12 protein-coding genes are annotated in these 13850 nt (G+C 62.4%); 3 read left to right on the plus strand and 9 right to left on the minus strand.

Annotation, left to right across the window (positions count from 1 at the left end; translation table 11 throughout):
- Positions 1–11: 11 nt before the first annotated feature.
- From AC1D75_RS25300 to AC1D75_RS25335, 8 genes are all read right to left on the minus strand, one after another.
- Positions 12–884, minus strand: a complete 873-nt coding sequence (locus tag AC1D75_RS25300; RefSeq protein ID WP_495518074.1) for an SDR family NAD(P)-dependent oxidoreductase — start codon at positions 882–884, stop codon at positions 12–14.
- Positions 885–932: 48 nt separating this feature from the next.
- Complete coding sequence (locus AC1D75_RS25305; protein WP_495518419.1) at positions 933–1634, minus strand: IclR family transcriptional regulator; 702 nt, start codon at positions 1632–1634, stop codon at positions 933–935.
- Between the two features lie 38 nt (positions 1635–1672).
- Positions 1673–2479: an ATP-binding cassette domain-containing protein gene (locus tag AC1D75_RS25310; protein ID WP_495518075.1), complete on the minus strand. Its 807-nt coding sequence runs from the start codon at positions 2477–2479 to the stop codon at positions 1673–1675.
- Positions 2476–3525: an ABC transporter ATP-binding protein gene (locus AC1D75_RS25315; protein ID WP_495518076.1), complete on the minus strand. Its 1050-nt coding sequence runs from the start codon at positions 3523–3525 to the stop codon at positions 2476–2478. Before AC1D75_RS25315 ends, AC1D75_RS25310 begins: the two co-directional genes overlap by 4 nt.
- On the minus strand, positions 3515–4408 hold the full coding sequence (locus tag AC1D75_RS25320) for an ABC transporter permease (RefSeq protein ID WP_495518077.1): 894 nt from the start codon (positions 4406–4408) through the stop codon (positions 3515–3517). The genes AC1D75_RS25315 and AC1D75_RS25320 overlap by 11 nt, the downstream gene beginning before the upstream one ends.
- Positions 4405–5346 (minus strand): ABC transporter permease, encoded by a 942-nt coding sequence (locus AC1D75_RS25325; protein ID WP_495518078.1) that lies wholly within the window; start codon positions 5344–5346, stop codon positions 4405–4407. The genes AC1D75_RS25320 and AC1D75_RS25325 overlap by 4 nt, the downstream gene beginning before the upstream one ends.
- Before the next feature lie 24 nt (positions 5347–5370).
- Positions 5371–6900, minus strand: a complete 1530-nt coding sequence (locus AC1D75_RS25330; protein WP_495518079.1) for an ABC transporter substrate-binding protein — start codon at positions 6898–6900, stop codon at positions 5371–5373.
- Positions 6901–7021: 121 nt separating this feature from the next.
- Complete coding sequence (locus AC1D75_RS25335) at positions 7022–7939, minus strand: NAD-dependent epimerase/dehydratase family protein (RefSeq protein ID WP_495518080.1); 918 nt, start codon at positions 7937–7939, stop codon at positions 7022–7024.
- A gap of 336 nt (positions 7940–8275) precedes the next feature.
- On the opposite strand from AC1D75_RS25335, the gene AC1D75_RS25340 reads away from it, so the two are divergent.
- Together AC1D75_RS25340 and AC1D75_RS25345 are read left to right on the plus strand one after the other, a co-directional pair.
- Positions 8276–9100, plus strand: a complete 825-nt coding sequence (locus AC1D75_RS25340; RefSeq protein ID WP_495518081.1) for an SDR family NAD(P)-dependent oxidoreductase — start codon at positions 8276–8278, stop codon at positions 9098–9100.
- Between the two features lie 133 nt (positions 9101–9233).
- Positions 9234–9998 (plus strand): TetR/AcrR family transcriptional regulator, encoded by a 765-nt coding sequence (locus tag AC1D75_RS25345; RefSeq protein WP_495518082.1) that lies wholly within the window; start codon positions 9234–9236, stop codon positions 9996–9998.
- 130 nt (positions 9999–10128) lie between these two features.
- Here AC1D75_RS25345 and casI read toward each other — a convergent pair whose 3' ends face one another.
- Positions 10129–11781, minus strand: a complete 1653-nt coding sequence (gene casI / locus AC1D75_RS25350; protein WP_495518420.1) for a steroid-22-oyl-CoA synthetase — start codon at positions 11779–11781, stop codon at positions 10129–10131.
- A 349-nt stretch (positions 11782–12130) separates the two neighbouring features.
- Here casI and casG point away from each other — a divergent pair, with 349 nt between their 5' ends.
- Complete coding sequence (gene casG / locus AC1D75_RS25355) at positions 12131–13792, plus strand: steroid-24-oyl-CoA synthetase (protein WP_495518083.1); 1662 nt, start codon at positions 12131–12133, stop codon at positions 13790–13792.
- The last annotated feature ends 58 nt before the right edge of the window (positions 13793–13850 follow it).

Genomic DNA, 13850 nt, shown 5'->3' on the forward strand with positions numbered 1-13850 from the left:
CCGATTGATACTCATCGGACCTCACTGCTCGGGAGTTGTCCCCGCAAAGCACGATCGATGGTGTCGTCGCCGCACACCGACCTCGCCAGGATCTCGAGGTCGGCCGCCCGGCGCAGATGATTGCCACCCTCGACCGGTAGCACGGTGCCCGTGACCCACGAGGATTCCGGGCCGGCAAGGTATCGCACGGCCTCCGCAATATCGTCGACCGTGCCCATTCGGGCCAGCGGCTTTTCGCGAAGTACCTGCTCCCGCTGCGTCTTGTCGGTGGCAAGGATCCCAGGCTTCTCCGCCTTGGTCGGGACGAGACCCGGCCGTATCGCGTTCACCCGAACGTCGAGTGCGCCGAGTTCATCGGCCGCCACCCGGACCAACGCCTCGAGCGCTGCCTTGGCAATGGAGTAAGAACCCATGTAGGGAAAGGAGAATCCGCCGGCAGTGGACGACGTACAGACGATGGAACCTCCGCCGTGGGTGACCATGGCGGCGGCACTGTGCCGGATCGCGAGCAGCGCACTGACCACATTGCGCTCGAAGTCACCGGTGACAACGTCGCGGCCCAATGCCATTGTGGGGGCCATCGTGCCCCCACCGACGGTGCACACGCAGATCCGCAGGGGTGTCCGGTCGGCCGTTTCAACTGCGCGGGCGACATCGTCCTCGTCAATGGAATCGCCCACGATCCAGTTCACCGCAGGGGCTTTCGGCACCGCCCGAGCGACTGACTCGGCCGCCGCGATCAGGGAAGATTCCGTACGCCCCATCAGCGTGACCGACGCTCCGTCCTGAGCGAGCCTTTGCGCCGCAGCTGCGCCGAAGCCACCTCCGCCACCTGTGATCAACGCACCGAAACCGGCCAGCGGTGAGTACTCCATGGTTGCCATCTCCCTCATCTTTCATTCGCGAGGCTCCGCGCGCAGGCGGTGCGTTCACTACAGAGCCATCGCGACTTGCCTGGCCGCAGAGGCCACCAGCGGTGCGGCCCGTTCGAGTTGGGCGGTACTTGCATCTGCACACACCGAGATGCCGGCGACCGGTCCGCCCTTGCCCCGGATGGCCGCTCCGACACATCCGACGCCGCGAAAGGATTCACCGCTTTCGAAGGCGAGCCCGCGGCGCTGGCGGATGGTGTTCAGTTCCCTGTGCAACAGCGAGACATCACCGATCGTGCGGTCGGTGCACCGGCGCAGCCGTTGCTCATACAGACTGTCCACCCTCTCCGGATCGAGCCAGGCGAGTATGGATTTGCCACATGCCGTCGAATAGGCCGGCCCACGTCCACCGACCCGAGATGGCAGTGCCGACGCATATCGCCCACCCACCTTGTCGAGGTAGATGGTTTCGCCCACGTCAAGGACCGCCAGATGAACGACCATCCCGGTTCGCACATGCAACTCCTGCAGAAAGGGTGCTGCAGCAAAACGGATCTCGCTGTGATCTCCGCCGAAGCCGCCCAATGCCAGAGCGCGTTGCCCAACACCGTATCCGGACGAGTTGTGGTCCACCCAGTTCAACCCGAGCAGCTGGTTCAAAATTCGATGAACCGTCGAGCGCGGCAACTGCGTACGAGCGGCCAACTCCTCGAGGGTCAAGCGTGAGGTTCCACCATCGAATGCGTCGAGAATCAGGGACATTCGTTCTATCAGGCCCGTGGTTGTTGTGCTACCCACCGTCACCGAATCCGCGTACCGCGTGGGATGGGAACAGGTATGGAATCCAACAACTTTCGGGTGTAGTCCTGCTGTGGGTCCCGGTAGATCGACTCCACCGTCCCCGTCTCGACGACCTTTCCACCCGCCATGACCATCACCCGGTCGGCGATCACCTCGATCAAAGCGAGGTCGTGACAAACGAAGAGATAGGCCAGACCCAATTCTTCCTGCAGGTCACGGAGCAGGTTGAGGACCTGCGAACGCACCGACACATCTAGGGCTGCAACGGGTTCGTCGCAGACGATCATCTTCGGTTCCAAGGTGAGCGCTCGTGCGATTGCCACCCGCTGCAACTGACCTCCGGACAATTCGCCTGGATATCGGGATAGGTGACGCGGACCGATACCAACCTTGTCGAGCAACGTGCGAACCCGTTCATCACGCGCCTTGCGATCCAGATCCGTATGCACGATCAACGGTTCGGTGACCGCGTCGAGGATGTTCATCCGTGGATCCAAGGAGCTGTGTGGGTCTTGGAAGATCATCTGCATCCCTCGGCGCATCGCGCGCAACCGGGCAGGTTTGGCGGCCCGGACGTCCTGGCCGTCGAACACGATGTCACCGGAGTCGGGTTCAATCAACCGCAACACGATTCGGCCCACCGTAGATTTTCCTGCCCCGGATTCACCCACCACGGCAAGACATTCGCCGGCCTCGAGCGTGAACGAGACATCGTGCACGGCATGCGTCCACCCCGAACGCCTGCCGATGAGGCTCCGCCTTGTCGAGAAAGACTTCGAAATGTTCGACACCTCCAGCAGACTCATCGGCCGCTCACTCCCTGTAGTTCGAGCTCGGCAGTACGCAGACACCGGGCACTGCCGCCTTCCCCGGTCGAGATCATCGCCGGATGAGTGGCGTCGCACAACCCTTCGCGAGCGTGCGGGCACCGCTCCCGGAACCGGCACCCGGCCGGCCACTCGCCTGCCGCAGGCACTCGGCCCTCGATCGCGCTCAGGCGCCGGTTCTCGCTGCGACCCGGCTGAGGTATCGACGCGAGAAGCCCTGCCGTATAGGGATGTTCCGGTGTGTAGAACAGCTTCTCCGCGCTCCCCTGTTCGATGACCTCGCCCGCGTACATGACCACCACGCGTTGACACAACTCCGCAACGACGGCGAGGTCGTGGGTGATGAACAGAAGTCCGATTCCGGTTTGCTCCTGCAGATCCCGCAGCAGTTGAAGAATTGTCTCCTGCACCGTGACGTCCAGCGCGGTGGTCGGTTCGTCTGCGATCAACAACCTGGGATTGCAGGCCATGACCATCGCGATCATCACTCGCTGGCACATTCCTCCGCTGAAGGCATGTGGATACTCTCGGACCCGTTCGGCAGCGCGGGGTACCTGGACCAACTCGAGCATCTCGATCGCGCGCGCCATCGCCGCGCGCCGATCGAGTCCGAGGTGTTTGCGGACCGTCTCGGCGATCTGGTCCCCGACCGTGAACGCCGGGTTCAGGCTACGAATGGGCTGCTGGAAGATCATGCCCATCCCAGTCCCGCGGAGTTTCCGCCATTCTCGCGGATGCAGCGACGTCAGGTCACGGCCCTCGAACTCGACCGAACCACCGGAGATCCGCCCGCCGGTATTCCCGGTCAGACCCATCACCGCGAGTGAGGACACAGTCTTCCCCGAACCGGATTCGCCAACCAAGGCAACGGATTCGCCTGCGCCCACATCGAACGAGGCGCCGTCGACGACGGTCACCCAATCACGTCGGCCTGCACGAAACTGGACAGTGAGATCCCGCACCCGCAACAGCTGCGAGGCATCGGCATCTGCGGTCGCCTGCGACCGCAGTGGTTCAGTTGTCACTACCATTGCGACTCCTGGTCAGAGCTCGGCGAACACCGTCGCCGAGGTAGGTGAAGGCGAGCACGGTCAGGAAGATCATCACACCGGGTGGCCAGACGAGATGCGGCGCGAGTTCCATGTTCGAGGCGGCCGTGCTGAGCATCGAGCCCCAGCTCGCCGTGGGGGCCTTTGCGCCGAGTCCCAAGAAACTCAGACTCGCCTCCGCCGCGACGGCCGTACCCAGCGACACCGAGATCACCAGGATGATCGGGGGCATCACGTTCGGCAGGATGTGCCGGACGATCGTCCGAGACGTCTTACAGCCCAACGCGACCGACGCCTCGATATACGTGTCGCCTCGGACATCCATGGTCGAGGCGCGCGCCACCCTGAAGAACCGCGGTGCCATCACCAGTCCCACAGCCAACATTGCATTGGTGATACCGGAACCGAGTACAGCGACGATCGTGATCGCCAGCACCAGCGACGGTGCACTCATCAGTGCGTCCATGATTCGAGTGAGCAAAGTACCGGTCCAGCCGCCGCGGTAACCGGCGATCACACCCAGCGGCAGGCCGAGTGCCAGGGCCAGCGCCACCGCCTGCAGCGACGCTGTCAACGATATGCGTGAGCCGAATATCAAGCGACTGAGCACATCCCGTCCGTAGTCGTCGGTTCCCAGCAAGTGCTGAGTACTCGGTGGCCGCAGTCGGTTCAAAAGGTCCTGAGTGTACGGATCGTAGGGTGCGATCCAGGAGGCGAACACCGCCATCAGCACGAGTAGGACAACGAACAGTCCGGCGATCGCGGTGACGGGCCTGCGGCGTATGAACCCCAGCACCTTGCGGCCCACACCGATGTGATCGCCGACCTCCCTCGTGCCGGCATTCTTGGTCGAGATCATGAGCGCACCTTCGGGTTGAAGTAACCGTACGAGACGTCGACGAGGAGATTGACGAGGACAACAACCACCGTGGTGAACAGAACGAATCCGAGAAGTACCGGCACATCATGGTTTTGGACGCTGTCGACTGCCAAACTCCCCAATCCCGGCATGTTGTAGATGATCTCGATGGTGACGGCGCCACCGAGAACCTCAGAGACCCGGAACCCGAGCACTGTCACCACCGGGATGCATGCGTTCTTGAGACCGTGTTTCAAGATCACCCGGGCCGGAGACAACCCACGCGCATTGGCGTTGAGTATGTAATCACTGTCCATGACGTTTCCGAGTGAAGTCCGCAGTTGCAATGTCACCTCGGCCGCGGGCAGCAACGCCAAGGCCACACCGGGCAAAACCAGGTGCTGGAACCACGGAACAAGCCCTTCAGACATCGGCACGTAACCGAACGCCGGAAAGATCTGGTTCGACACGGCAAAGAGCGACACCAGTACCAACCCGAACCAGAAGGCCGGTATGGCGATCGCCACCGACGCCAGAACGTTGATGCCCCGGTCGATCACGCCACCCGGTCGCAGTGAACCCAGCACACCGAGGACAACACCGACCACGACTGCCAACACCATCGCGAACGCCACCAGGGACAGGGTCGTCGCCATCCGCCGTAGCAGAAGTTCTGCCACGGATTGATCGGACAGCAACGACATGCCGAGATCTCCGCGCACGGCCGAGCTCACCCAGTCGAGGTATCGCAGGAAGACATTCTGGTCCAGGTTCAAGCTCGTGCGTAGTTCGCTCAGACGCTCGGGGGTCGAGTTCTCCCCCGCGAGAACGACTGCAGGATCACCCGGAGCCAAATCCATCAACAGAAATATCATCAACGGAACGAGCAACAGCAACGGAATCGCTGCCAACAACCGCTGACCACCGTAACGCAGCATAAGAGTGCCTCTCCTTCGAGCGAGCTACTTGGTCATACCGATGTGTCGAAGGTCGAAGATTCCGAGATCGGTCCAGGGGACCTCGTCCGCGCCGACGACCTTGTCGGTGAACACTGCAGCGTTGGTCTGGTTGCAGATCGGGACGAACATGGCTTCCTCGAGGGTGAGTTTCCAGATCTGCTGGTACAGCTCGGCCCGCTCCTCCTGCGGCAGCGTCGGATCAGCGGCGACCTTCGCGAGGTCCTTGATCTGCTGATCACCGTTCGCGAGATCGTATGAACCGAGTAGAAACGTATTCACCGTCTCCGCGGGATCAACCTTCGGGCTGAAGCTGTTGGCCACCATCGACTGGAAATCGCCTGCGGTATAACGGGGTTCGTTCTGCGTATTCGGCACCGGATTGAGTTCGGCATCGATTCCGGCATCCGAGAGCGTCGACTGGATGACGTTCGCGGTCTTTTCGGTGTTGGTACCCGCCCCGAAGGTCAAGGTGATCTTCGCGCCGCCGGCCGATTGCACGAGGCTCCGAGCCTTGTCCACATCGTATGGATATGGGTACTCGTATGTTTCGTCCACAGCCCAGCTTCCGGCTGGGTAGATCGACCGGCTCGGGGTGCATGTTCCGGAAAACAGCGCACTGACAGCCTCGGGATCGATCGCCGAGGCCACTGCCTGGCGAACCTCCGGCTTCGTGAGGTCTCCTTCGGGCCGCATGTAAAGGCCCAGAACATTGCGGAAGACCACTTCGTCGACACCCAGGGCACGTTTCTGCGCGAGTGACTGCGCCTCCATCACCTCGTTTGCCGAACTCACCCAACTCAGGTCGGTCATACCCGTCTTCAAGCCGTTCAGTCGGGTACTGGCGTCCGGAATCGCCTCGAATTCGATCCCAGCCAACCGGCCGGCGTCCGGATCCCAGTTGACAGCGTCCGACCGCACGAGCGACAGGCGTTCCTGCGGCACGTATGCACTGACCTCGTAAGCTCCCGAGCCGCTCGCGCCCGGTTGATTGCGAATGTCCGTACCTGCCGCAATGGTCTTCGGACTGATCATCATTCCGGCGTTGGTACTGAACACGCCGGGAAGGTCCACGCCGGTACCAGGAACCAACTGCAGGCGAACGGTGAAGTCGTCGATCACGTCGACTGCCGCCACGTTCTGCAGGGCGGCCTTGACCGTGCTGCCCTCCAATGTCTGACCTCTACCGATGTTCGCAACCACTGTGGCGGCGTCGAACCTCGTACCGTCGTGGAATGCGACGTCGTCGCGCAGCTCCAATTCCAGGTAAGAACCGTCGGGCGCGAACTCCCACGATGTCGCCAGTGCCGGAACGAGATTCCCCTCGGTGTCGACGGTGGTGAGGCGATCGAACACGGTGGTCAGGTAGCCCCAGCCCCCGTAGCTCGTCTGCAGGTATGGATCCAGATTTCTGGTCGGCGAGCTCGTGGTGACCCGAAGCACCGCGTCGCGGTCCAGGTCACCGCCCGCGCCACCGAATCCACCACCCATGGATCCCCCGCCACAGCCCGTCATACCCAGAGCCGCTGCAGCCATCACCACAAATATTTTCGGAACACGAAAACCAGTGCGCTTCAACATATTTCCTTTCGCGCGTGCAAAAACCATCGGGCCTGGCCGTCGATCAGCCCGAGGTCGATCAGCTACGGGGTCGAACTCAGGCAGAGGCGTGCTCTCTGGTCAGCGCCACCACGTCGCGGATCGCCTCCTCGGCGACACCACGGGCGTATCCGAGTGCTGCAGTCTCCGCGGCATCGGGTTCATAGGAGATGACGTTTCCGCGCCCCTGCACGATGAACGGGTCCGGAAGAAACGGGTGCTCTTCGTCGCGCTCTTCGAGCTGGATCGAACTTCCGGCAGCGTCGAAGATCGTCTGAAAGTACTGGCGATAAGTGAGATTGGCGTCTCCGACCAAGTACGCCTTGCCTGATTCCGCATTCTGCAATGCTCCCCAGACCGCCTCGGACAGCGACTGGACGGACATGTAGTTGGTGCCACCGGCCGGTGCGAAGTTCGGGATCTTCGGCATGTCGCCGTCGGCCCAGGCAAGCAGTTTCGTGAAAGTCCGCGCGGGCGCACCCAACTTGACCCCCACGATCGACGGAGGGTTCAAGGTTGAGACGTTGAAATCGGCATCGGCCAGCGCACGCGCACCTTCGTCCGCAAGGTGGCGGGCGCGAACGTACTCGTTTGTCTCGATCAGATCGGGCATCAACTGGTGGTAGTAACTGCCGATCTGCACCACACGGGCGACACCGGCCTCTTTTGCGCGGGCGACGAACCCGGGCACTCCGCCACTCTGGTTCTTGTCCCAGAACTCGGCCATGTCGGCGCCCTTGGGAACGTGGCGGATGTCGTTGCCGGCCGAGAAGACGATGGCTTCGAAAGGGGCCAGGTCGGCAGCGGAGAACTCATCGTTGCTGTAGTCGCGAAGAATGGTCGGGAACTCGCTTGCGAAAGTACCCGCAGCCGGCGCCGTACGTGCCGCGAGAGAAACTTCGCTGCCCTGCTCGCGCAAATGGTTTGCGATGTGCGTGCCGATCATGCCGGTTCCACCAACAATTAGCGTCTTCATTCTTCTCCTCTTATGGGAAATGCCAGATACAGGGCACCGTCGAGATGCCGCATTCGCAACGAACCAAACGCCGTTTGGTCTACGCAAGCAACTGCTTGCTTGGTACGTTAGATGGATCACAACCGAGCTGTCAACCAAGCGCCTGACATGCCACAATGGCGCAGTCCCGGAGCCGAACAGCAATCTAACGCTGGTTGGGTCGGACCCTTTGATGGAGAAAGTCCACTCGTGCCGACACCGAAATAGCCACCTTGAAGGCAAAACACTTTGCTCGTCACTTCAGTCCAGATGGTCATTGACATCCGGATTCACTCCACATTCATCGAAAGGACATTCATGTCCGCGCAAACGCATCCAAGTCCATCCGTGCCGGGCCCATTACTCACCGGCAAAACCGCCGTGGTGACCGGCGCGGCAAAAGGTATCGGTGCCGCCATCACCCGACTGTTCGCAACGCACGGTGCCGACGTTGTCGCGGTCGACATCGACGGCGAAGCCTGCATCCGCCTGGCAGACGAACTGACCGGGGTCAGATCCGTGATGGCCGATGTCACCGATCCTGTTGTGGCCCAGCAATTGTCTGAGTTCTGTCCGGATGTCCTGGTGAACAACGTTGGCGACTTCATCCGCCCGCCCACATCATTCGTCGACGCGGACACCAGTGAATGGGCTGCAATGGCCGACATCAACCTCCATCACGCCATGCTGGTCACCCACGCGGTATTGCCGGGAATGATCGAGCGCGGCCGCGGCGGATCGATCATCAATCTGACCACTGTCGAAGCACACCGCGGAATACCCGGGCACGTCGCATATTCGACGTACAAGGCCGCTTTACGCCATTTCACCCGCAGCCTCGCGCTCGAAGTGGGGCGCCACAGTATTCGGGTGAACGCGGTTGCCCCCGACCTCATCGAGACGCCCCAGGTGCCCTACGACCGCCTCGTACCCGACGCCGACCGCCATCGTTGGCCGCAGTGGGCACCACTGGGAGGTCCCGGGCGCGCCGACGACATTGCCGGCCCCGCACTGTTTCTCGCTTCGGAGATGTCGCGCTACGTGACCGGGACGACAATTCACGTCGACGGGGGCTCGCACGCGGCCGGCGGGTGGTTCGCCCGCGCCGACGGTTCGTGGACCAACCGGCCTGCCAACGCTTGACCCCCACCGGCCGGCAGCGGCGTATTGTGCTGCCGGTCGTCGAGGTCGATACATCGTCGGGTCGTGTAGCATCCGTTTTCGAGCAGCGCTTGATCACCCAGGACAAACGCGGTACCTCGGGGGGCGACGTCAGATGTCATCGACTCGGCGAGCGAGCATCCTGTTTCATGCGGCCCGGTTGTTCAGCAAACGCGGTGTAGCGCGCACAACTGTCCGGGACATCGCCGAAGAAGTCGGGATCCTCCCCGGCAGCCTCTACCATTACTTCGAGTCCAAGGAAGCGATCGTTTGCGAGATCGTCGTCGCATTCGTCGACGACTTGAACGAGAGATACAAAAACGCGGTCGTCCCGGGCGAGACGAGTCGCGAACGACTCGACCGAATGGTCGCCGTCTCTTTCGAAGCCGCGAAGGATCATCCGTTCGCGACAGAGATCTACCACAACGAGCGTGCCCTGTCGTCGGCGCCGGCAGATAGTCGTATCGCCACCACGGTGCGCGTGGCGAACAGTTACTGGGCGGACGCGATCGCCCGGGGCATCGAGGCCGGTGAGTTCCGAACCGACGTGGATCCGTTCCACTTCCACCAGCTGCTGCGTGAATCCGTGTGGTTCACAGTGCGTTTCCATCGCGCAACCCTCGTGGAGAAGTCCGCAGAGTACCAACAGAACCTGATCGCGATATTCCTTGATGGTTTCACGCTCCGCCCGGCCCAGCCGCCGCAAGCCGGCCCGGCCCGGCCATCGGAAGCCGACCCGGCCCAGCCACCACAAGCCGACCCGGCCCAGGCTGCACCTGCAGACCTTCGCACGGTGAACCATGCAGTGCTCACCGACCTGCAGCGCGATGTGCGAGAACTCAAAGAGATGGTCCGCGAACTCCGTTCGCCGCGCGACTGATCGCTGCGGACAGACTCAATGGGCGCCCGCGCCCCTGATGCAAAACGGCCCCGGGGCCGAAAACCCCGAGGCCGTTCGTAGGTGATCGTCAGTCAGATGGCCATCGCGTCGAATACGAAAGCCACAACGCTCACACGAATTCTGGAAGAAACCTCGCGCGACCATGAGCATGGAAGTCTTGTTCCAGCGCTTCCTTGCCTGCTTCGGTCAGCAATTCGTAGTTCGGCGCCCCTCGACCAACCCAGTGATACACCGGGTCATCGCAACGCCACAGCTGCGCCTGCAGATCCCGTTTGAGTACCTTGTTCGATCCGGTGACCGGCAAATTGGTCGAGACGCGCACAAACCGCGGCGCCGACTTGGTACCGAGATCATCCTGCTCACCGAGAAATCCTGCGAACTCGATCGGATCGAAGTCGGTCAGGGCCGCCACCTCGATTGCAGCCATCACCTGATCGCCCGAGCGCGGATCGGGGACCGCGTACACGCCGGTGGCGATGACCTTCGGGTGCCGGCGCACGATCCGCTCGATCATCAGAGCCGACGTGTTCTCCCCGTCTACTCGAATCCAATCACCCTTGCGGCCGGCGAAATAGATGAAGCCGTCCTCGTCGATGTATCCCAGATCGCCGGTCCAATACCAGCCATCTCGGATCTTCTCGGCCACTGCCGACTCGTTTTTGTAGTAGCCCTCGAAACGCTTCGCGCCACCCATGTCGACCATCTCACCGATCGCCTCGTCCGGGTTGAGAACCCGGCCGTGCCGGTCGAGTTTCGCCGGAAGGCAAACATCTTTCGTCTCCGGATTGACGACAGCGATCTCGTTGTGCGCGGGCCGTCCCAGTGCACCCTCGGGTGCGTTCGGATCGATCGCCACCGACCCGGCGCCCTCGGACGAACCGTAGCCTTCGAGTAGCTCGGCTCCGAATCGGCGGACGAACTCCGTCCTGTCCTCCGGCGAGGCCTCTGTGCCGAACCCGCGGACAAGTGTGTTGTCGATGTCGTCCGGTTGCTCCGGGGTCGCCATCAGGTAGCTCAGCGCCTTACCGACATACGTGAAGAAGGTTGCTCCGAAGAACCTCACGTCCGGCATGAACCCGGAGGCCGAGAACTTGCGGGGCAAGCAGACGGTGGCCCCGTTGACCAGGGCCGGCGCCCACAACGCCATCAGTGCATTGCCGTGGAACAGTGGCATGCAGCAGTAGTCCACATCCTCGCGAACGTGACCGTACTTTTTCGAGTTCGTGTAGGCGAGCCTGACGAGTCGACCCTGGCTGCAGCGCACTGCCTTCGACATACCGGTGGTACCCGATGTGAACAACAGCAAGAACAGAGTCGATTCGTCCACCGAAGGCGCTGCGACAGGATGTTCAACCCGGTGCGCTTCCACCCGATCGGGATAGGACGGTGCGTCGACAAGGATGAAACGATCTTCATCCAACCCGAGGTCGAGGTCACGCAATTTGTCCATGCCTGCAGCGTCGGTGACGATCATCTGGCAGTCGACATAACGGATCTCTGCTTCGAGTTCGGAGCCGCGACGCGTCGGATTGATTCCTACGATCGTTGCGCCGTCCAATGCCGCGCCGCCGAGCCAGAACAGGAACTCTGGGGTGTTCTCGAGCAATACGCCGATATGGTACGGACCGTCGACCCGCAGCGAGGCGGCCAGAGACCCGCGGGCCGCGCTCTCGCGCACCGTCTCATCCCATGTCCAATCCCGTTCACGGGTGCGCACACCCAAGTGTGTGTCTCCTAGGCGATCGAGCAATGCCTCCGCCATGGTTGCGCGTTCCAACTCAACTCCTGTCCTCGTATCGAAATCACATCTGGTCACGACGCCGGCACCGGTGGGTTCGGGGGCGTTCGGTCAAGCAGGCATTGGGTGCCTCCGTATATGGCGCACGTACATTCGTCGCCGTGATTCCACGAACCGGCCGACGGTGAAAGTCGCGGCCTGCCGAGATCTGGCGTCATCTTGAAATTTCCTCCCACTGCAATTCTTGGCCGAACGGTATCGTCGCCAACGTGTGCACAAGAGCCCAGTCTCGCTGAGTGGTAACCGTCACCATGGATACCGCGGGCCGTGAGATTTTGTGGTGTACATCGCAGTACGTAACGAAAGGCTTTTGATGTCTGCCTCCACCGATCCGCAGTTACACATCGCTGCGGTGATGACCCGCCTGACCGGCCCCGGCGGACCGTTCGAGCTGGTCGAAGAGGATGTACTCGGTGCATCCATGCAGGTGATGAAGAATCGCCTGCGCGCTGTGGCCGAGCACCTTCCGAACTCCCTGAACTGGGGCGATGCCGACTATCTCGTCACCACTGACCGCCGCATCTCGTACGCCGAGCATGCTCGGTCCGTCGCTGCGCTTGCCACGGCTCTGCGCGACAAATACGGGGTCGGCAAGGGCGATCGTGTGGGCATCCTCGCCGCCAACACCCCCGAATGGGTCATGACGTTCTGGGCCACCCAGGCTCTGGGTGCGATCACCGTCGGCCTCAACGGCTGGTGGGTGCCGCGTGAGGTCACCTACGGCCTCGAGCACAGTCGGCCCACAGTCCTCGTGGTCGACGCGAAGCGCGCCGCCTCACTCCCCGAGGTCCCCAGCACGGTCACCGTGTTGACCATGGAAGAAGACCTTCCCGCACTCATCGCCGAATACGACGGCGCCGATCTGCCACTCCCGGATGTCGATGAAGACGACCCGTCAGTCATCCTCTACACAAGCGGCACCAGTGGTCGCCCCAAGGGTGCATTGCACTCACAGCGCAATCTACTGGCGGTGGTCGACTACCAGCGTTACGGTGACGCATTCATGGCCGAACTCAGCGGCCAGACTTACGATCCCACCGCGCCAAGCCCGGCACGCCATCTGCTGACCTCGCCGCTGTTCCATATCGCGAGCCTGCACAATCTGGTGGTGCCGCGTCTGGCAACCGGCGGCGCGGTGATCATGAACCAGGGCGCGTTCGACGCCGACACCATCCTGGGTCTCATAGAGCGGGAACGGGTCACCAACTGGGGCGCGGTGCCGACCATGGCCACCCGGCTCCTCGAGCACGACAACGTCGAGAAGTACGACTTGTCGTCCCTGAAGTCCTTCGCGCTCGCCTCTGCACCCTCCTCCGTTGCGTTCAAAGAGAAACTGCAGGCCAAGTTCGCGTTCGCGCGTAACGCTCTGGTCGACAGCTACGGTCTCACCGAATGCAGCACGGCCATCGCCCTGGCGACCCCTGCGGACATCGAGCAGTTCCCCGGCACACTGGGCCGTCCCGTCGTCACCGTCAGCCTGGAGATCCGCGATCCGTTCGGTGAACCGCTCCCCGAAGGCACCGAGGGTGAGATCTGCGTGCGCAGCCCGTTCGTGATGATCGGTTACTGGGAGGACGAGGCCGCCACCGCAGCCGCGATCGCGCCCGGACGATGGTTGCGAACCGGCGACTTCGGCCGCGTGGACGGCGGACGGTTGCAGCTCACCGGACGACGCTCCGATCTGATCCTGCGCGGTGGCGAGAATGTCTACCCCACCGAGATCGAGCAGTGCCTCGACGAGCATCCGGATGTGGCCGAATGTGCCGTGGTCGGCGTGCCGCACCCCGACCTCGGTCAGGAAGTTGCTGCCGTCATCGTCACCCGGCCCGGATCATCAGTGACCGAAGACGAACTCCGCGCCTTCGCGACCGAGCGACTCTCGTACTACAAGGTCCCGACGCAGTGGCGGATCACCGAGCACCCGTTGCCCCGCAACGCGACCGGCAAGATGATGCGCCGCTCGATCACGGTCTGACGAACCAAGACCGGCCACCGTGGCGTCGGCGCCTGGCATGTCCGGGCGCCGACCCACG

It is taken from the genome of Williamsia sp. Y712 (assembly GCF_059445525.1).

Excerpts from the sequence above, each read along its gene's own strand:
- AC1D75_RS25330 (WP_495518079.1), bottom strand. The coding sequence starts at position 6,900 with ATGGCTGCAGCGGCTCTGGGTATGACGGGCTGTGGCGGGGGATCCATG.
- AC1D75_RS25345 (WP_495518082.1), top strand. The coding sequence starts at position 9,234 with ATGTCATCGACTCGGCGAGCGAGCATCCTGTTTCATGCGGCCCGGTTG.
- AC1D75_RS25320 (WP_495518077.1), bottom strand. The coding sequence starts at position 4,408 with ATGATCTCGACCAAGAATGCCGGCACGAGGGAGGTCGGCGATCACATC.
- AC1D75_RS25335 (WP_495518080.1), bottom strand. The coding sequence starts at position 7,939 with ATGAAGACGCTAATTGTTGGTGGAACCGGCATGATCGGCACGCACATC.
- AC1D75_RS25325 (WP_495518078.1), bottom strand. The coding sequence starts at position 5,346 with ATGCTGCGTTACGGTGGTCAGCGGTTGTTGGCAGCGATTCCGTTGCTG.
- AC1D75_RS25300 (WP_495518074.1), bottom strand. The coding sequence starts at position 884 with ATGGCAACCATGGAGTACTCACCGCTGGCCGGTTTCGGTGCGTTGATC.
- AC1D75_RS25310 (WP_495518075.1), bottom strand. The coding sequence starts at position 2,479 with ATGAGTCTGCTGGAGGTGTCGAACATTTCGAAGTCTTTCTCGACAAGG.
- casI (WP_495518420.1), bottom strand. The coding sequence starts at position 11,781 with ATGGCGGAGGCATTGCTCGATCGCCTAGGAGACACACACTTGGGTGTG.
- AC1D75_RS25340 (WP_495518081.1), top strand. The coding sequence starts at position 8,276 with ATGTCCGCGCAAACGCATCCAAGTCCATCCGTGCCGGGCCCATTACTC.
- casG (WP_495518083.1), top strand. The coding sequence starts at position 12,131 with ATGTCTGCCTCCACCGATCCGCAGTTACACATCGCTGCGGTGATGACC.
- AC1D75_RS25305 (WP_495518419.1), bottom strand. The coding sequence starts at position 1,634 with ATGTCCCTGATTCTCGACGCATTCGATGGTGGAACCTCACGCTTGACC.